Source organism: Phenylobacterium sp. GW821-FHT12F10 (assembly GCF_058806695.1).
The window spans coordinates 696,404-714,718 of sequence record NZ_JBXAPY010000001.1; the positions used below are offsets into that span (position 1 = coordinate 696,404).

18 protein-coding genes are annotated in these 18,315 nt (G+C 70.3%); 15 read left to right on the plus strand and 3 right to left on the minus strand.

Annotated elements, in window-relative coordinates:
- Positions 1–23: 23 nt before the first annotated feature.
- Genes fliM through AC1RN5_RS03495 form a run of 4 tightly spaced genes read left to right on the plus strand, consistent with a single transcriptional unit; the run spans position 24 to position 5,557 of the window.
- On the plus strand, positions 24–1,091 hold the full coding sequence (fliM, locus tag AC1RN5_RS03480) for a flagellar motor switch protein FliM (protein WP_304698724.1): 1,068 nt from the start codon (positions 24–26) through the stop codon (positions 1,089–1,091).
- On the plus strand, positions 1,088–1,630 hold the full coding sequence (locus tag AC1RN5_RS03485; RefSeq protein ID WP_493039870.1) for a DUF6468 domain-containing protein: 543 nt from the start codon (positions 1,088–1,090) through the stop codon (positions 1,628–1,630). The genes fliM and AC1RN5_RS03485 overlap by 4 nt, the downstream gene beginning before the upstream one ends.
- Positions 1,627–2,616, plus strand: a complete 990-nt coding sequence (locus tag AC1RN5_RS03490) for a MotE family protein (protein ID WP_493039871.1) — start codon at positions 1,627–1,629, stop codon at positions 2,614–2,616. Before AC1RN5_RS03485 ends, AC1RN5_RS03490 begins: the two co-directional genes overlap by 4 nt.
- Before the next feature lie 4 nt (positions 2,617–2,620).
- Complete coding sequence (locus AC1RN5_RS03495) at positions 2,621–5,557, plus strand: tetratricopeptide repeat protein (RefSeq protein WP_493039872.1); 2,937 nt, start codon at positions 2,621–2,623, stop codon at positions 5,555–5,557.
- Here AC1RN5_RS03495 and fliP read toward each other — a convergent pair whose 3' ends face one another.
- Entirely contained in the window at positions 5,558–6,355 is a 798-nt protein-coding gene (gene fliP, locus AC1RN5_RS03500) for a flagellar type III secretion system pore protein FliP (RefSeq protein ID WP_493039873.1), read from the minus strand. It lies immediately after the preceding gene.
- On the minus strand, positions 6,355–6,624 hold the full coding sequence (locus AC1RN5_RS03505) for a flagellar biosynthetic protein FliO (protein ID WP_421932573.1): 270 nt from the start codon (positions 6,622–6,624) through the stop codon (positions 6,355–6,357). Before AC1RN5_RS03505 ends, fliP begins: the two co-directional genes overlap by 1 nt.
- 98 nt (positions 6,625–6,722) lie before the next feature.
- Between AC1RN5_RS03505 and flgB the strand changes: the two genes are divergently transcribed.
- The 10 genes from flgB (at position 6,723) to AC1RN5_RS03555 (ending at position 15,746) form a co-directional block, all read left to right on the plus strand.
- Positions 6,723–7,151, plus strand: a complete 429-nt coding sequence (gene flgB / locus AC1RN5_RS03510) for a flagellar basal body rod protein FlgB (protein WP_493039874.1) — start codon at positions 6,723–6,725, stop codon at positions 7,149–7,151.
- A 10-nt stretch (positions 7,152–7,161) separates the two neighbouring features.
- A complete protein-coding gene (flgC, locus tag AC1RN5_RS03515; protein ID WP_304698734.1) occupies positions 7,162–7,581 on the plus strand; it encodes a flagellar basal body rod protein FlgC in 420 nt (139 codons plus the stop codon).
- Positions 7,582–7,592: 11 nt separating this feature from the next.
- A complete protein-coding gene (gene fliE, locus AC1RN5_RS03520) occupies positions 7,593–7,898 on the plus strand; it encodes a flagellar hook-basal body complex protein FliE (RefSeq protein WP_421932572.1) in 306 nt (101 codons plus the stop codon).
- Positions 7,899–7,921: 23 nt separating this feature from the next.
- Positions 7,922–8,695 carry an ATP-binding cassette domain-containing protein gene (locus tag AC1RN5_RS03525; RefSeq protein ID WP_493039875.1) on the plus strand — a complete coding sequence of 258 codons (774 nt, stop codon included), beginning with the start codon at positions 7,922–7,924 and terminating at the stop codon, positions 8,693–8,695.
- Positions 8,692–10,230 carry a glycine betaine ABC transporter substrate-binding protein gene (locus AC1RN5_RS03530; RefSeq protein WP_493039876.1) on the plus strand — a complete coding sequence of 513 codons (1,539 nt, stop codon included), beginning with the start codon at positions 8,692–8,694 and terminating at the stop codon, positions 10,228–10,230. Before AC1RN5_RS03525 ends, AC1RN5_RS03530 begins: the two co-directional genes overlap by 4 nt.
- 128 nt (positions 10,231–10,358) lie before the next feature.
- The gene (gene fliQ, locus AC1RN5_RS03535; protein ID WP_304698743.1) at positions 10,359–10,622 is read left to right on the plus strand and encodes a flagellar biosynthesis protein FliQ; all 264 of its coding nucleotides are present in this window, start codon (positions 10,359–10,361) and stop codon (positions 10,620–10,622) included.
- Positions 10,623–10,632: 10 nt separating this feature from the next.
- The gene (gene fliR, locus AC1RN5_RS03540; protein ID WP_421932569.1) at positions 10,633–11,391 is read left to right on the plus strand and encodes a flagellar biosynthetic protein FliR; all 759 of its coding nucleotides are present in this window, start codon (positions 10,633–10,635) and stop codon (positions 11,389–11,391) included.
- Between the two features lies 1 nt (position 11,392).
- Entirely contained in the window at positions 11,393–12,499 is a 1,107-nt protein-coding gene (flhB, locus tag AC1RN5_RS03545; protein WP_493039877.1) for a flagellar biosynthesis protein FlhB, read from the plus strand.
- Positions 12,500–12,631: 132 nt separating this feature from the next.
- Positions 12,632–14,698, plus strand: a complete 2,067-nt coding sequence (gene cckA / locus AC1RN5_RS03550; protein WP_493039878.1) for a cell cycle histidine kinase CckA — start codon at positions 12,632–12,634, stop codon at positions 14,696–14,698.
- A 61-nt stretch (positions 14,699–14,759) separates the two neighbouring features.
- Positions 14,760–15,746, plus strand: coding sequence for an SDR family oxidoreductase (locus tag AC1RN5_RS03555; RefSeq protein ID WP_493039879.1), 987 nt, complete (start codon positions 14,760–14,762; stop codon positions 15,744–15,746).
- A 131-nt stretch (positions 15,747–15,877) separates the two neighbouring features.
- On the opposite strand, the gene AC1RN5_RS03560 is transcribed toward AC1RN5_RS03555, so the two are convergent.
- A complete protein-coding gene (locus AC1RN5_RS03560) occupies positions 15,878–16,171 on the minus strand; it encodes a hypothetical protein (protein WP_493039880.1) in 294 nt (97 codons plus the stop codon).
- 163 nt (positions 16,172–16,334) lie between these two features.
- Between AC1RN5_RS03560 and AC1RN5_RS03565 the strand changes: the two genes are divergently transcribed.
- Positions 16,335–18,305: a DEAD/DEAH box helicase gene (locus AC1RN5_RS03565; protein WP_493039881.1), complete on the plus strand. Its 1,971-nt coding sequence runs from the start codon at positions 16,335–16,337 to the stop codon at positions 18,303–18,305.
- The last annotated feature ends 10 nt before the right edge of the window (positions 18,306–18,315 follow it).

An 18,315-nucleotide genomic window follows, 5' to 3' on the forward strand; every position in this document is an offset into this window, starting at 1 on the left:
CTATCCCTGGTTGGCGTGCTCCCATGGACGATGAACTCGAAAACCCCAACGCCGCCGAGGGCGAGAACTGGTCGGACGCAGAGGCGTCCGGCGAGAGCCTGATCGGGTCTGAGCGCATCCTCAACCAGGATGAGATCGACAGCCTTCTGGGCTTCGATCTGTCCGACGAGGAGGCGGCCGAGCGTTCGGGCATCCGAGCCATCATCAACTCCGCGCTCGTCTCGTACGAACGCCTGCCGATGCTGGAAATCGTCTTCGACCGCCTGGTGCGGTACATGACGACCTCCCTGCGCAACTTCACCTCCGACAACGTCGAGGTCAGCCTCGACAACATCTCCTCGATCCGGTTCGGCGACTATCTGAACTCGATCCCCCTGCCGGCCATCCTGTCGGTGTTCAAGGCCGAGGAGCTGGAGAACTACGGTCTGCTGACCGTCGACTCCAACCTGATCTACTCCATCGTCGACGTGCTGCTGGGCGGCCGCCGCGGCACCGCGGCGATGCGCATCGAGGGCCGCCCCTACACCACCATCGAACGCGTGCTGGTGCAGCGGATGGTCGAGGTGGTGCTGGCCGACGCCAAGCTGGCCTTCGAGCCCCTGACCCCGGTGACCTTCACCCTCGACCGGCTGGAGACCAATCCGCGCTTCGCCGCCATCGCCCGCCCGCCGAACGCCGCGATCCTGGTCAAGCTGCGGGTGGACATGGAGGACCGCGGCGGCCGCATCGAGCTGCTGCTGCCCTACGCCACCCTCGAGCCCATCCGGAAGATGCTGCTGCAGCAGTTCATGGGCGAGAAGTTCGGCCGCGACAACATCTGGGAAGGCCACCTGGCCACCGAACTCTGGACCACCCAGATGGAGGTCCGCGCCGTCCTGGACGAGCAGCAGATCAGCCTCAAGGAGGTCCTGAACCTCGAGGTCGGCCAGACCATCATGCTGAACGCCACCCCCGACAGCCTTATCGAGCTGCGGGCCGGAACCATTCCCCTGACGCGGGGCCGCATGGGCCGCCGCAACCACCACATCGCCGTCCGTGTGGAGGCGCCCCTGACGCCCCACGCCCGGCGCGCCATCCAGAGGTTGAAATGAGCCTGATCGCCATTGGGATGAACCTCATGCTGGCGGGCCTGCTGGTCGCCGCCCTGATGATGGGTTTCCGGCTGAACATCCGCCTGAAGCACCTGCGCGACAGCCATGACGGCTTCGCCCGCGCCGTGGCGGAGCTGGACGTCGCCGCCGCCCGCGCCGAACAGGGCCTGGCCGATCTGCGCGCCGCCACCGACGAGGCCACCGACGCCCTGGCCGACCGCATCGAGAAGGCCCGCGCCCTGACCGCCAAGCTCGATCGCCAGCTGCAGGGCGCGCCCCCGGCCGCGGCGGCGAGCTCGCCCCGCGCCGCCCGCGTCGCCTTCCGCCAGGAAGAGGCCGAGGTCGACGTGGCCGACGTCGAGCGCGTCACCCACCGCCTGGGCGCCCTGCTGTCGGCGGCCCGCGAGCCCCGCGCGCGGCCCGAGCCCGAGCGGTTCGCGCGGCCCGACATCGCCCCGACGCGCCAGCGTCCCCGTTTCGAAGACGACCTGTTCGATGGCCCCGCCGAGCGCGTGGCCATGGGTGGAGCCCGCCGATGAAGAACATCCCCCGCATCCTGCCCCTGGTGGGCATCGCCGCCGCCGGGGTCCTGGCGGTCAACGCCATGGCCGGCGCCCGCTCGCTGCCCGACATGATCTCCGGCGCCAAGGCCTTCGCCGAGGAAGCGGCAAAGCCGCTCAAGGGCGGCAAGGGCGAGAAGGCGGTCGAGGAGAAGGCCACCGAGGGCAAGGCCGGCGCCGAGGGCGCGGCCATCGGCTCGGCCCTGGACGCCTCGACCCTGGCGCCCGCCGCGCCGCGGGCCCCGGCCGTCTGCGCCCCCACCGCGGCGGAGCTGGCCAAGGAGGCCGGTCTCTCGCCGGCCGAACTGCAGATCCTGCAAAGCCTCGGCTCCCGCCGCGGCCAGCTGGATCAGCGCGAGCAGGACATGGACGTCCAGCTCGCCCTGCTGGCCGCCGCCGAGGCCAAGCTGGACGCCAAGGTCAAGACCCTGACCGGGCTGAAGGGCGACGTGCAGTCGCTGCTCAACCAGGCCGACGGCAAGGAGCAGGCCGAGGTCGACCGGCTGGTGAAGGTGTTCGAGGGCATGAAGGCCAAGGACGCCGCCCCGCGCATGGTGCTGCTGGACGACTCCGTGCGCCTGCCCATCGCCGGCAAGATGAAGGAACGCGCCCTGTCGGCCATCATCGCGGCCATGCCGCCGGCCGAGGCCAAGCGTCTGACCGAGAGCCTGTCGCGCCGCTTCGCCGACGCCCGCAAGGTGGCCGCCTCCGCCGACGCGGCCGCCACCAACGCCGCGGCCTCCACCCCCTCGGCGCAGCAGCAGGCCGCGGCCGACCCCACCGCCGAGAAGGCCGCCGCGCCGCCCGCCGCCAAGCCCAAGGCCAAGGCCGCGCCCAAGAAGGTCGCCGCCCGCAAGCCCGCCGCCAAGGCCGCCCCGGTCAAGCAGGCCGCCGCGACTCCGGCGACGCCGGCCGCCGCCCAGCCCGCCGCCCCCGCCGCGGCGGCTCCGCCGAAGGCCGGCTAGTTCCTTGAGCCTGCGCCGGGCCCTCCACTCCAGCGTCGCGGCGATCTGCATCGCCGGGGTGATCGCGCCTGCGGGCGTGGCCGCCACGACGCCGGTGCAGGTCGCCCCCCGCGGGCCGCTGGACGTGCATGTCGCCCAGGCCAAGGACTTCTCGCGCATCGAGCTACACTGGGCGGGCGGCGCGCGGACCATCACCAAGCGTGACGGCCAGGTCCTGACCCTGAAGTTCAACCGGGACGCCAATCCCGATATCGCCCGGCTGCGGGTCGATCCCCCCCGCTGGCTGAAGACCGCCGAGGCGCGCCATTCCGGCGGTGGGCTGGAACTGGTCCTGACCCTGGCCGACGACGCCGACGCCAAGGTCGGGACCGCCGACGGCGCCACCTATGTCAATCTCTTCGAACGGCCGCCGCCGCCGGAGCCGGAGATCGCCGAGACCGCGCCGCCGGTGACCGAGCCGGAGCCGGCGCGGCCCAACCCGGTCCCCGCCGGCGGGGTCGTCCAGATGGAGGCCAAGCTGGCCAACGGCCAGGTGCTGCTGAGCTTTCCCTGGGCCAATCCCAACGGCGCGGCGGTCTTCCGGCGCGGCGACGCCATATGGGTTGTGTTCGACGCCCCCGCCGATCTCGACGTGTCCAGGGCCCCTCGGGGCCTTCGCCAGTTCTCGAAGGTGCAGAGCTTCAAGGGCGCCGACTATTCGGCGGTGCGCATCGCCGCTCCCAAGGGCACCCCCTTCTTCGCCTCGTCCGTGGGCGCGGTCTGGACCGTCGCCATCGGCCCCGGCGCCCAGAGCCAGAGCAGCCAGGTCCGGATCGTCCGCGACGACGTCGGCGGCCCCGCCGCCCTGAAGGCCGTGGTCTCCGGAACCACCCGGACGGTCAGGGTCGATGACCCGGTCGTCGGCGACGCCCTGTCGGTGGTCACCGCGCTCGGCCCCTCCAAGGGCGTGCCGAGCCGCCGCGAATACGTCCAGATGGCGGTCCTGCCGTCTGCCCAGGGCCTGGCCCTGGAGTCCTATGTCGAGGACCTCTCCCTCTCCCACGACGGCGATCTGGTGCAGATCGGGCGGCCGGCCGGCCTGACCCTGTCGCCCGCCTCGGCCGGGGTGGAGCGGGCCGAGGCGGAGCTCGGGGCGCCGCAGCCGGCGGGCATGCCGGCCCTGATCGACTACGCCAACTGGCCCAAGACCGGTCACGGCGGCTTCCTCGCCCGCTACAACGGCCTGCTCAACGCCTCCATGGAGGAGGCCGCCCAGGGCCGCGACGCCCCCGTGGCCGCGCGCATGGCGCTGGCCCGCTTCCTGGTGGGCTCGGAGCTGTCCTTCGAGGCCATCGGGGTGTTGAACGACACCGCCCGCACCCACCAGGAGCTGCTGGAGGACCCGGAGTTCCGCGGCCTGCGCGGCATCGCCCGGGTCATGGCGCGCCGGTACAAGGAGGCCCAGGCCGACTTCTCCGCCCCGATCCTGGCCGACGATCCTTCGGCGGCCCTGTGGCGCTCCTATATCGCCGCCCAGCTGGCCCAATGGCCGGAGGCCCGCAGCCAGTTCGCCGCCGGGGCCGAGGCCTTCAACCAGTTCACGCCGGTCTGGAAGGCGCGCTTCGCCCGCGCCGACGCCGAGGCGGCCCTGGCCCTGGGGGACATCGACGGCGCCGACGCCCGCATCAAGCTGGCCCTGATGGACCGCACCGAACCCCTGGAGGAGCTGGCGACCCGGCTGATCCAGGCCAAGGTGGTGGAGGCCCAGGGCCATCCCGACCGCGCCCTGCGCATCTACGCCGCCCTCACCGGCGCGCCGGTGGAATCGATCTCGGCGCCGGCCCTGCTGCGGGCCACCCAGATCCGCCTGACCGCGGGCAAGATCACCCCGGTCCAGGCCGCCGACGTCTTCGACGGCCTGCGCTACCGCTGGCGCGGCGACTCCACCGAACTGGAGACCATCCGCGCGCTGGGCCAGCTCTATCTGAACCAGGGCCGCTATCGCGAGGCCCTGGAGGCCTTGCGGTCGGCGGGCCAGCGCCTGCCCGACCTGCCCGAGGCCCTGCAGCTGCAGAGCGACCTGGCCAACGCCTTCCGCAGCCTGTTCCTGGACGGCGCCGCCGATGGCCTTGAGCCGATCCAGGCGCTCGCCCTGTTCTTCGACTTCAAGGAGCTGACCCCCCTGGGCGCCGACGGCGACCTGATGGTCCGGCGCCTGGTCCGCCGGCTGGTGGACGTCGACCTGCTGGACCAGGCCGCCGACCTCCTGAAGTACCAGGCCGACAACCGCCTCGACGGCGTGCCGCGCGCCCAGGTGGCCACGGACCTGGCGGTCATCTACCTGATGGACCGCAAGCCCGAGCAGGCGCTGGGGGCCATCAACGCCTCGCGGACCACCATCCTGCCCATCGCCCTCAACAACGAGCGCCGCCTGGTGGAGGCCCGCGCCCTGATGAACCTCGGCCGCCTCGACGCGGCCCTGGAGGTCATCGAGCGCGACACCTCCAAGGAGGGCTCGGACCTGCGCGCCGAGGTCGTGTGGAAGAAGAAGGACTGGGCCGGCGCCGGGATCCTGTTCGAGAAATCCCTCGGCGACCGCTGGAAGGGGCCGGGCCCGCTGGCCAGCGACGAGGAGGGCAAGCTGCTGCGCGCCGGCGTCGCCTACAGCCTGGCGGGCGAGGACATCGCTCTGGCCCGCCTGCGCGAACGCTATCAGGGTTTCACCGACCAGGCGCGCAACCCCGACGCCCTGCGGGTGGCCCTGTCCGGCGTCCAGGACGGCCGGCTCAGCGTCGCCGACTTCGGCCGCATCACCGCCGACAACGAGGCCTTCGCGGGCTGGGTCGGCAAGATGAAGGTCAAGTTCCGCGACAAGCCCGCGCCCGTGGGCCTGCGCACGGCGGCCACGCCGGTGCCGGCCAAGACCGCCCAGGCGGCGGCCCCGGCGGCGAAGAAGGGCTGATCAGCCTCCGCCGGCCCCGCGCTGGAAGCTTTCCACCAGACTGCCCGCCACCAGCCGCCAGCCGTCCACCAGGACGAAGAAGATCAGCTTGAAGGGCAGGGACACCACCACCGGCGGCAGCATCATCATGCCCATGCTCATCAGCACGCTGGCCACCACCAGGTCGATCACCAGGAAGGGGACGAAGAGCAGGAAGCCGATCTCGAAGGCGCGCTTCAGCTCCGAGATCATGAAGGCCGGGGTGACCACCCGGATGGGAATCTCCTGCACGGTCTTGGGCCGCTCGATCTTGGACAGGCGCACGAAGAGGGCCAGGTCCTCGCGGTCCACCTGGGCCAGCATGAAGGTCTTCAGGGGATCGCTGGCGGCGTCGAAGGCCTGGGGCAGCTCGATCTGCTGGTCCAGCAGGGGCTTGATCCCCTCGTCGTAGGACTTCTGCATCGTCGGGCCCATGACGATGGCCGACAGGAACAGGGCCAGGCTGATGATCACCGCGTTGGGCGGGCTCTGCTGCAGGCCCAGCGCCGTGCGCAGCAGGGACAGGACCACCACGATCCGCACGAAGGAGGTGGTCATGATGACGATGGAGGGGGCCAGGGACAGGACCGTCAGCAGGCCCATCAACTGGACCACCCGCTCGGTCAGGCCGGCGCCGGTGCCGAGGTTGATGTTCACCGCCTGGGCCAGGGCGGTGGCCGGGACCACGAGGCTGGCCAGGGTGGCGAGCGCCGCCAGCAGGAAGGCCTTGCGCCAGTCCTCGGCGCGCAGCTCGGTGACGGATTTGAACATTCCGGCCATCAGGCGCGGCCCTTCTTCACGGGGGGCAGGACCTGGCCCTCCCCCAGCAGCAGCAGACGTTCCTCGCCGTCGCAGGACACCAGGACCAGGCGGCGCGCCGGATCGAGCACCAGGCTCTCCACCACCGCCAGGCGGCGGTCCTTGCGGGTGGGGGCCAGGCGCGCCAGCGCCTCCGGCCCGAACCGGCGCAGGGCGACGGCGGCCAGGCCCACGAGCCCCAGGGTCACGGCCAGGGCGAACACGGCCCGGGCGAAGATGGCGAAGTCCATCGCGATGAGACGAATATGGAGACGGCCGGCCGAAAGCGCCGGTCAGGGCCAGGAGTGCCGCAAGGGTCTTAAGGAGCGATTAACCCTATTTATTCACCATGTTCGGCATGGATATCGGCGACATCCCCCTGTTCTCGATGCTGCGCAGCCGGCTCGGCTACCTGTCCGAGCGGCAGAAGCTGATCGCCCAGAACGTCGCCAACTCCGAGACCCCGGGCTTCGCGCCCAAGGATCTCAAGCCCTACGACTTCGCCGCCCAGATGAAGCTGGCCACCAGCGGGGCCGGGATGCAGGCGGTGACCCAGCCGGGCCACATGCTGCCCCCCAGCCAGAGGGGCGGGGCGACGCGGGCCTTCAAGGCCCAGACCATGAAGGACTCCGAGACCACGCTCGACGGCAATTCGGTCGTGCTGGAGGAGGAGATGCTGAAGATGTCCGACGCCCGCATGAGCTACGACGCGGCCATCGGCTTCTACCAGAAATCCCTGAACCTGCTGCGGATGGCCGCGCGGGCGCCGGGTCGCTAGGACGCCATAGATGCCTGAGATCAAGCCCGTCAGCGGCGCCGCCCAGGCCATCGCCACCTCGGCCCTGCGCGCCCAGCAGGCGCGGATGCGGATCATCGCCGAGAACCTGGCCAACGCCAATTCCACCTCCAAGACCGCCGGTGGCGATCCCTACCGCCGGCAGGCGCCGGTGCTCACCGCGGTGAAGATCGACGGCGCCATGGGGGTCCGCATGACTCGCGTCGCCCAGGACATGAGCGACTTCAAGACCGAGTACGAGCCCGGCCATCCCTCGGCCGACGCCAAGGGCTATGTGAAGACCCCCAATGTCGACCCGCTGATCGAGGCCCTCGACATGAAGGAGGCCCAGCGGGCCTACGAAGCCAACCTCAACGTGATCGAGACGGCGCGCGCCATGGAGACGCGCACCCTCGATCTGCTGAAGCGATAGGATCCTAGGCCATGATGACCGCGCTCGCCGCCGCCAAGGCCTACGCTTCCACTCAAGGGATCGGGGGCTCCAAGCCGATCGGGGGCTCCGCCGAGGGCGGGCTGGACTTCGGGGCCATGGTGAAGTCGGCCATGACCGACGCCATGCAGGCCTCCAAGCACGCGGAAAACCAGATCAAGGCCAATGTGGCCGGCAAGGCCGAGCTGATCGACGTGGTCACCTCGATCTCGGCGGCCGAGGCCAGCCTGGAGACGGTGATGGCCGTCCGCGACCAGGTGATCAGCGCCTATCAAGAAATCATGCGTATGCCGATCTGAGCTTCGTTCGCTAAGGTCCGGGCATGGCCCAGACCGCGATCGAACTTTCGTCCATCGAGAAGCGCTACGGCGCGCACGCCGCCCTGGCGGGTGTCAGCCTGGCCATCGCCCCGGGCGAGTTCGTGGCCCTGGTGGGCCCCTCGGGCTCGGGCAAGACCACCCTGCTCAAGACCATCAACGGCCTGGTGGCCCCCGACGCCGGGACGGTGCGGGTGATGGGGGAGGACGCGGGCGCGGTTCCCGTCCACGTCCTGCGCCGCCGGATCGGCTACGTGTTCCAGGAGATCGGCCTCTTCCCGCACCTCACCGTGGCCGAGAACATCGCCATCACGCCGCGGCTGCTGGGCTGGCCCCAGGAGCGGATCGCCGGCCGCGTCGCCAACCTGCTGGGTCTGGTGGACCTGCCGGCCGAGATGGGCGCCCGGCTGCCGGCCGCCCTGTCCGGAGGCCAGAGGCAGAGGGTGGGGGTGGCCCGCGCCCTGGCGGCCGAGCCCAAGATCATGCTGATGGACGAGCCCTTCGGGGCCCTGGACCCGGTGACCCGCGACCAGCTCGGCACCGACTACCGCGCCCTGCACGACCAGCTTGCCCTCACCACCGTCATGGTCACCCACGACATGAGCGAGGCCGTGCTGCTGGCTGACCGCATCGTGGTGCTGAAGGCCGGCGTCATCGTCGCCGACGGCGGGCCGGCCGAGCTCAGCCGGCGGAGCCAGGACCCGGATGTGCGCGCCCTGCTGGACGCGCCCAGGCGGCAGGCCCAGCGCCTGGCCGAGCGCCTGGGAGGCGCGGCGTGAGTCCCCGTCTCGCGGCCGCCTGGGCCCTGCTTCCGGAATACCTCGCCTGGCACGTCCTGCTGAGCGCCAGCGCCCTGGCGCTCGGCCTGGTCATCAGCCTGCCCCTGGCGGTGGCCGCCAGCCGCAGCCCGCGCCTGCGCTGGCCGGTCCTGGCCTTCGCCGGCCTGATCCAGACCATCCCCAGCCTGGCCCTGCTGGCCCTGTTCTATCCCCTGCTGCTGGCGGTCTCGGCCCTCAGCCTCTCCACCTTCGGCCACGGCTTCTCGGCCCTGGGTTTCCTGCCCTCCCTGCTGGCCCTGACCCTCTACTCGATGCTGCCGATCCTGCGGACGGCCACCACCGGCATCCTCGGCGTCGACCGGGCGGTGCGCGAGGCCGCCGACGGGGTGGGCATGACCGCCCGCCAGAAGCTGTTCCAGGTGGAGCTGCCCCTGGCCATGCCGGTGATCATGGCCGGCGTCCGCACCGCCGCGGTCTGGACCATCGGGGCCGCGACGCTCTCGACGCCGGTCGGTCAGACCAGCCTGGGCAACTACATCTTCGCCGGCCTGCAGACCGAGAACTGGGTCAGCGTCCTGTTCGGCTGCGCCGCCTCGGCGGTGTTGGCCATGACCGCCGACCAACTGCTGGGCCTGATCGAGACCGGGGCGGCCAAACGCGACCGGCGGCTGATGATCGGCGGCGCCGTGGGGCTCCTGGTCGGGGTGGCGGTGGCCCTGCTGCCCCTGGTGAGCTTCGGCAAGCCGGCCAGCTATGTGGTCGGCGCCAAGAACTTCTCCGAGCAGTACATCCTGGCCGAGCTGATGGCCGACCGACTGGAGAAGGCCGGGGCCAGCGTGAACCGCAAGGAAGACCTGGGCTCGGCGGTGGCCTACCGCGCCTTGGCCGCCGGAGAGCTGGACGTCTATGTCGACTACACCGGCACGCTCTGGACCAACGTCCTGAACCGGCAGGACAATCCGGGCCGCCAGGCGGTGCTGGAGGGCCTCACCACCGAACTCAAGAACCGGGACGGGGTGACCGTCCTGGGCTCGCTGGGCTTCGAGAACGCCTACGCCTTCGCCATGAAGGCCGACCGGGCCAAGGCCCTGGGGATCGTCAGCCTGGCCGACCTGGCGCGGGAGGCGCCCAAGCTGACCCTGGGGACCGACATCGAGTTCCTGTCGCGGCCGGAGTGGAAGGCCGTCGACGCCGCCTACGGCTTCAAGTTCAAGGCCCAGCGGTCCTTCCAGCCCACCTTCATGTACCGGGCGCTGTCGGGCGGCGAGGCCGACGTGATCTCGGCCTTCTCCTCCGATGGCCGGATCGCCGCGGACAAGCTGCTGGTGCTCACCGATCCCAAGGGCGCCTTGCCGCCCTATGACGCGGTGATCCTGATCTCGCCCAAGCGGGCCGGCGATCAGCGGCTGATCGCCGCGCTGAAACCGCTGGTGGGCTCGATCCCGGTGGCGGCCATGCAGGCCGCCAACTACAGCGTCGACCGCGACACCGCCAAGGCCAGCCCGGCGGAGGCGGCGAGGGGGCTGGCGAGGTGATGGCCGAGGGGCCGCAGCCCCTCCGGAGGATCGACGAACCAGTTGAGCATTAACGGCCGGTAGCCCTTCGTTAACCATGTCCGCGCCACATGGAGGGGTCTTCAATTCCCCCTTTCGAGAGGCCTTTCATGAACGGCGCCGAGGTTCTGGACGTCGGTCGGGACGCCATCTGGCTGACCCTGCAGCTCTGCGCGCCGGTGCTGATCGTGGGCCTGGTGGTGGGGGTGGGCATCGGCCTGATGCAGGCCCTGACCCAGATCCAGGAGGCCACCCTGGTCTATGCGCCGAAGATCGTGGCCATCTTCGTGTCGCTGCTGATCTTCCTGCCGCTGATGGGCGCCCTGATGAGCAGCTTCATGCGCCACATCGCCGCGCGCATCGCGGCGATGTGAGGACGGTCCGGTGGAATCCTACGCCACCGCCCAGCAGGTCTATGTCGCCGGCCTGATCTTCTCGCGGCTGTCGTCCCTGGTCATGCTCATGCCGGGGATCGGCGACACCACCGTGCCGCCCCGCATCCGCCTGGCCTTCGCCTTCGTCATGAGCCTGATGCTGATGCCGGTGGTGGCGCCGCACCTGCCGCCGGTGCCGAACGCCGTGGGGGGCATGATCACAGGCATCCTCAAGGAGGTGCTGATCGGCCTGATGATCGGCTCGATCCTGCGCATCTTCCTGATGTCCCTGGCCACGGCCGGCGAGATCATCTCCATCCAGACCACCCTGTCCTTCGCCCAGACCGCCGCGCCCGGCGTGGCGCCCGGCTCCTCGACGGTGAGCACCTTCCTGGGGCTGATCGGCCTGGTGCTGATCATGGTGACGGACCTGCACCACCTGTTCCTGGCCGCCATCGTGAAGTCCTACACCCTGTTCCCCTTCACCCGGGACCTGCCGGTGACCGACTCCGCGACGCTCGCCGTCCAGACCGTGGCCGGCTGCTTCAAGCTCGGCGTGCAGCTCTCGGCGCCGATTCTGGTCTTCTCCCTGGTGTTCAACATCGCCACCGGCCTGGTGGGCCGGGTGATGCCGCAGTTCCAGGTGTTCTTCGTCGCCTCGCCCCTGATGGTGATCTTCGGCCTGTCGATCCTGGCGCTCAGCCTGGGGGTCATCGGGACGGTCTGGATGAGCCATTACCGCGACCTGCTCATGATCTTCGGAGGCTGAGATGGCCGACGACACAGATCCCGAGTCAAAAACAGAAGAACCGTCAGCCCAGAAGCTGGGCAAGGCCCGCGAGAAGGGCGACGTCGCCAAGACCGCCGACCTGCCGACGCTCGCCGCCTTCGCCGCCTCCGCCAGCGTCATCGCCGTGGCCGGCGGCTGGATGTCGCGGGACCTGGCCAACGCCCTGGTGCCCTTCATCGCCCATCCGCAGTCCATCAGCCTGGAGGGCGGCGGCGGGCAGGGGGTGCTGCGGCACGTCATGGGGGCGGCCGCGCCGCTGATCCTGGGGGTGATGGGCGCCGCGGCCCTGGCCGGGGTCGCCGGCAACGTCATCCAGACCGGCCTGATGTTCAGCCCCGACAAGCTGAAGATAGACTTCAAGAAGGTCTCGCCGGTGGGCGGCCTCAAGCGGATGTTCGGCATCGACGCCCTGATGCAGTTCGTCAAATCCCTGGTGAAGATCGCCCTGGTGGCCTGGATCGGCTACCTGGTGGTCAAGCCGCACATGGCCGAGCTGTCCAACCTGGCGGCCATGGACGCCATGTCGATCCTGCCCTTCGCTGTCGACATCATCCGCCGGCTCACCTTCTCCATCGCCGGCTTCCTGCTGTTGATCGCGGGCCTCGACTGGTTCTGGCAGAAGCAGCGCTTCACCGCCCGCATGCGGATGAGCAAGGAAGAGCTGAAGGAAGAATACAAGCAGACCGAGGGCGACCCCCATATCAAGGGCAAGCAGAAGCAGTTGCGGATGATGCGCGCCCGCTCGCGGATGATGCAGAACGTTCCAAACGCCACCGTGGTGGTGATGAACCCGACCCACTACGCCGTCGCCCTGAAGTACGAGGATGGGGCGGAGTCCGCCCCGCAGTGCGTCGCCAAGGGCATGGACAACGTCGCCCTGCGCATCCGCAAGGTGGCCGAGGACGCCGGCGTGCCGGTGATCGTGGATCCGCCGCTCGCCCGCTCGCTCTACGCCTCGGTGGAGATCGAGGACTTCATCCCCCAGAAGCACTACGAGGCCGTGGCCAAGATCATCGGCTTCATCATGCAGACCGCGCAGAAGGCCAAGCCGAAGATGGCGCCGATGCGCGCCCGGGTCGGCGGATGATCCGACCCCCGCCGGACGCCTGACGCCGCACCATCCCCATTCACCGTAAAGCCGCGTAATCTCTGGGCTTCATGTATGCTGAACACCGATTCGCCGGGCCAACCCGTTCAGGGCGCCCGCCTGGGACACCCCATGGCTGAGCCGACCGCAAAACGCCGGTTTGATCCGCTGACCGCCGCGGCGGTGGTGTTCTTCCTCATGGCCGTCGCCTTCGCCGCCGCCCCGGCCATCAACGCCGGGCCCGCGACCCTGGCCGGCCTGATGCTGCTGATCGGCCTGGCGGGCGTCGCCTGCCTGGGTCTCTTCGCCCTGCGCGGCTCGGTCGAAGCCGCCGCCGAGAGCGAGCCCGGCGCCGACAAGCTGATCGAGGCCCTGTCCGAACCGGCCGCCATCGCCGCCGCCGACGGCCGCATCCACGCCGCCAACGGCGCCTGGAAGACCGTGCTGGGCATGGCCCCGCGCCTTCCCAAGGGCGGACCGTCCGCCGCCAGCCTGTTCTCGGCCCTGACCTCAGCCCGCCGCGGCCTCACCGCCCAGGCCTCGATCCGGGCCAACGGCGCGGAACACAACGCCACCATCTCGCCGCTCGGCGAGCGCCGCTTCCTGGTGCGCCTGGCCGCCGGCCCCGCCGAGCCGCTCGCCCTGCCGTCGGCGGCGATGGAGGTGCTCACCGCCTTTTCCGCCGCCGTGCCGCCGCCCCCCAAGGTGCTCGACGCCTTCGCCGCGGCCTCGCCCTTCGGGGCGGCCCTACTGGAGGGAGACGATCCCCTAGAGGCCACCATCATCGAGGCCAATCCGACCCTCGCCGCCGCGCCGGGCTATGGCGGGGTGGGCTCGGTGTTCGGCGACCTGATCGAGACCGCCAGCCGCGCCGACGCCGCCCAGAAGCTGAAGGACGGCACGGCCAGCGCCGGGGCCCTGGAAGTCCGGCTGGCCAAGGACCCCACCAAGATCGCCCACCTCTATCTCTCCAAGGGCTCCGGCCGCTGGGTGGCCTATCTGGTGGACGTCTCCGAGCAGAAGCAGATCGAGCTGCAGCTGGCCCAGAGCCAGAAGATGCAGGCCATCGGCCAGCTGGCCGGCGGCGTGGCCCACGACTTCAACAACCTGCTCACCGCCATCTTCATGCAGCTCGACGTGCTGTCGACGCGCCACCCGGTGGGGGACCCCTCCTATGAGGGCCTGAGCGAGATCCGCTCCACCTCCACCCGCGCCGCCGACCTGGTGCGCAAGCTGCTGGCCTTCTCCCGCAAGCAGACCGTCCAGCGCGAGATCCTCGACCTGGGCGAACTGATCAGCGAGTTCGAGGTGCTGCTGCGCCGGGTGCTGCAGGAGGACGTGCGGCTGGAGACCGAGTACGGCCGCAACCTGCCCCACGTGCGGGCCGACCGCGGCCAGCTGGAGACCGCGGTGATGAACCTGGCGGTCAACGCCCGCGACGCCACCCGCATGAACGGCGGCTCCTGCGTCACCATCCGCACCGCCCGCGTCACCGAGGCCGAGGCCCATGCGCTCGGCTATCCCTCCGCCCAGGGGGAACAGGCCCTGATCGAGGTCTCCGACGACGGGCCCGGCATCGCCAGCGACGTGGTGGACAAGATCTTCGACCCCTTCTTCACCACCAAGCCGGTGGGGGAGGGCACGGGCCTGGGCCTGGCCACGGTCTATGGCATCGTCAAGCAGTCCGACGGCTGGATCAGCGTCGACTCCCGTCCCGGCGAAGGCGCGGCCTTCCGCATCTTCCTGCCGGTCCACGCGGCCCCGGCGGTGCTGGACAAGCCCCTGGTCCCCAAGGCCACCCGGCCGGCGGCGCGCGATCTCTCCGGCGCCGGGCGCATCCTGTTCGTCGAGGACGAGGACGCCGTGCGCGGCGTCGCCGCCAAGCTGCTGCGCGCCCGCGGCTACGAGGTGATCGAGGCCGCCTCCGGCGAGGAAGCCCTGGACCTGGCCGAACAGCACGCCGGCACCATCGACCTGATGATCTCCGACGTGGTCATGCCCGGCATGCAGGGCCCGGATCTGCTGAAGCAGGCCCGCATCTACCTGGCCGGCGCCCCGGTGATGTTCATCTCCGGCTATGCCGAGGCCGAGTTCTCCAACCTGCTGGAAGGCGAGACCAACGTCTCCTTCCTGCCCAAGCCCATCGACATCAAGACCCTCGCCGAGCGGGTGAAGCAGGAGCTTCAGAAGGCGGCGTAGGCTGGGAACAAGATCCCGGCTTTCGCCGCTATCTGCGCACCAGTCTGCGCAGGAGCTTTCCATGTCCGAGATCCCCAACAGCCAAGCTGAAGCCAAGGCCGAGCAGGGCCGCAAGGTGCAGGATCAGGTGGAGGCGGCCGAGGAGCGGTCCTTCGCGCCCGAGAAGCCCAAGGCCATGCAGGCCGGGGCGCGGGAGTATCCAGTCCCGCCCTTCCCCAGGCAGCGCCAGGACAAGCCCGGTAGCGAAGCGGCCCTGGATCCGCAGCCGATGTACGACGCGCCCTTCTGGACCGGTTCGGGCAAGCTGAAGGACAAGGTGGCCCTCATCACCGGGGCCGATTCCGGCATCGGCCGCGCGGTGGCGATCCTGTTCGCCCGCGAGGGCGCCGACGTGGCCATCGCCTACCTGACCGAGGAGAAGGACGCCCTGGTCACCAAGAAAGCGGTGGAGGCCGAGGGGCGCCGCGCCATCCTGATCGCCGGGGACGTCTCGGTTCCCGGCTTCGCCCGCGACGCCGTGGCTCGCACGGTGGGCGAGTTGGGCAAGCTCGACATCCTGGTGAACAACGCCGCCTACCAGGAGCATGTAGGCGACTTCCTCGATCTCACCGACGAGCACTTCGACCTGACGATCAAGACCAACCTCTATGGCTATTTCTACATGGCCAAGGCGGCGGTGGCGGCGATGAAGCCCGGCGGCGTGATCCTCAACACCGGCTCGATCACCGGCATCGAAGGCAACAAGGACCTGTTGGACTACTCGATGACCAAGGGCGGCATCCACGCCTTCACCCGGTCGCTGGCCACCCACCTGATCGACAAGGGCATCCGGGTGAACGCCGTCGCGCCCGGCCCGGTCTGGACCCCGCTCAACCCCGCCGACAAGGACGCGGAGAAGACCTCAAAGTTCGGGTCGCAGACCCCCATGGGGCGGCCCGCCCAGCCGGAGGAGATCGCCCCGGCGTATGTCTTCCTGGCCTCGGCCCAGTGCTCGAGCTTCATCACCGGCGAGGTGCTGCCGATCATCTGCGGGTATGGGGGCGGGTGAGGTATATCTCCCTCCCCTTCATGGGCAGGGTGGACGGCGGAACGCCCGACGGGTGGGGCATGTGGCCCGTATTCCCCACCCTGGCCGCTCTCGCGGCCTGCCCCTCCCCATGAAGGGGAGGGAGGGCTGCTCTAGATCTTCAGCTCGAAGTATCCGGTGGCGCTGCCCGGGGTGTAGCCCACCATGGTGATGCGGTATTCCTTGCCGTCGGCCAGGCGCAGGTGGCCGTCGCAGGCCTTGAAGGCGGCGTCGGCGATCTCCTCGGTGGTCATGAAGGAGCCGCGCAGGGCCGCGCCGCCCTGGCGAAGGCCGGCCAGCGCCCCGATGATCTCGTAGGCGACATTTCCCTTGAAGCCCGCATAGGACAGCACGCCTTCCCCCGTTGTGGTGGGCGGGGTGCGACCGTTCTTCATCGTATATGCCATGGGCTCTAAACGGCTGAGTTGGCGTTTCGATCCGCGAGGGGCTCGCAAGTATTCCGCGGGATTTCTGACGCGCGGGCTTGTATAAGCCGCGCCGTGGCGCCATTAGCCGCGCCCCCCGGCGTTTTCTCAGCGCCGCGGTTGACCGATCGGACTATCGACACAAATGCCCTTCCCCCCGACCCACCCGGCCCTGGAGCGCGCTCTGGCGGCCCATGGCTATGCCGAGCCCACCCCTGTCCAGGACGCCGTGCTGGCGGAGGAAGCCGTTGGCCGCGACCTGCTGGTCTCTGCCCAGACCGGTTCCGGCAAGACCGTGGCCTTCGGCCTGGCCGCCGGACCCACCCTGCTGGAGGGCGCCGAGACGTTCGGGCCGGCCGGTTCGCCCCTGGCCCTGGTGATCGCGCCGACCCGCGAACTGGCCATGCAGGTCAGCGTCGAACTGACCTGGCTCTACGCCCAGACCGGCGCCCGGGTGGAAACCTGCGTTGGCGGCATGGACCCGCGGCGCGAGCAGCGGGCCCTGGCCAACGGCGTGCACATCGTGGTGGGCACCCCCGGCCGCCTGAAGGACCACCTGGAGCGCGGCAATCTCGACCTCTCGGCCCTGCGCGTCGTCGTGCTCGACGAGGCCGACGAGATGCTGGACATGGGCTTCCGCGAGGACCTGGAGGAGATCCTGGACTCCGCGCCGGCCGACCGCCGGACCCTGCTGTTCTCGGCCACCATCGCCCGCGAGATCGCGACCCTGGCCAAGCGCTACCAGAAGGACGCGGTGCGGATCGACACCTCCAACCGCCACGAACCGCATGGCGACATCGAATACCGCGCCATCCGCGTGGCCCCCAACGAGGTCGAGAACGGCGTCGTCAACGTGCTGCGCTTCTTCGAGAGCCCCTCGGCCCTGGTGTTCTGCAACACCCGTGAGGGCGTTCGCCACATGCATGCGGCCCTGCGCGAGCGGGGCTTCGCCGTGGTGGGCCTTTCCGGCGAGCTCGGCCAGCGGGAGCGCACCGACGCCCTGCAGGCCCTGCGCGACGGCCAGGCCCGGGTCTGTGTCGCCACCGACGTGGCCGCCCGCGGCCTCGACCTGCCTGACCTGGGCCTGGTGATCCACGCCGACCTGCCGGTGAACAAGGCCGGCCTGCTGCACCGTTCGGGCCGCACGGGCCGCGCCGGGAAGAAGGGCGTCTCGGTCCTGCTGGTGTCCTACACGCGCCGCCGCAAGGCCGAGCAACTGCTGGCCTCGGCCAATATCGAGGCCGTGTGGCAGGGGCCGCCGACCCCCGAAATGATCCGCGAGCGCGACCAGACCCGGCTGCTGGAGGACCCGATCCTCACCGAGCCCCTCGCGGAAGAAGACATGGCGCTCGCCAAGCTGGTCCTGGCCACGCGGACGCCGGAGGAGGTGGCCGCGGCCCTGATCCGCCTGCACCGCTCGCGCCTGCCGGCCGCCGAGGACCTGCACACCGATCCCCGCGACGGCCAGTCGGGCTCGTCCTCGGGTCCCATGCCCCGCGCCGACCGCTGGAGCCCCGACCGCGAGGGCCCGGTGGGCCGTCCCGAGCGGCTGGACCCCAACGAGGTCACATGGTTCCGCATCAATGTCGGCCGCGCCAAGAACGCCGACCCCAAGTGGCTGATCCCGATGATCTGCCGCCTGGGCCACGTGACCAAGCCCGAGATCGGCTCCATCAAGATCTTCGACCAGGACACCAAGTTCGAGATCGCCCGGCACGCCGAGGCGAAGTTCGCCGCCGCCGTGAAGGCCACGATCAACGACGAGATCAAGATCGAGCCCACCGTGGCCCCGGCCTCGGGGCAGAAGACCGCCCCGCCGCGCGGCGCCGGCGGCCCCCCGCGGAGCGCGCCCTCCGACGGCCCGGCGCGGTCCTTCAAGACCGGCCCGCGTCCGGCCTACAAGGGCAAGGGCGACGCCGCGCCGCGCTCTGAGTACAAGGGCAAGAGCGACAGCCCCTACAAGGGCCCGCCCAAGGAGGGCGGCGGCTACAAGGGCAAGCCGGAGAACTTCAAGGGTCCGCCCAAGAGCGGCGCCCCCTTCAAGGGCCCGCCCAAGGAGGGGGGCTTCAAGAAGCCCTTCAAGAAGAACAAGTCCAACGCTGGCCCGAAGGGCTAACGCCCTTCCC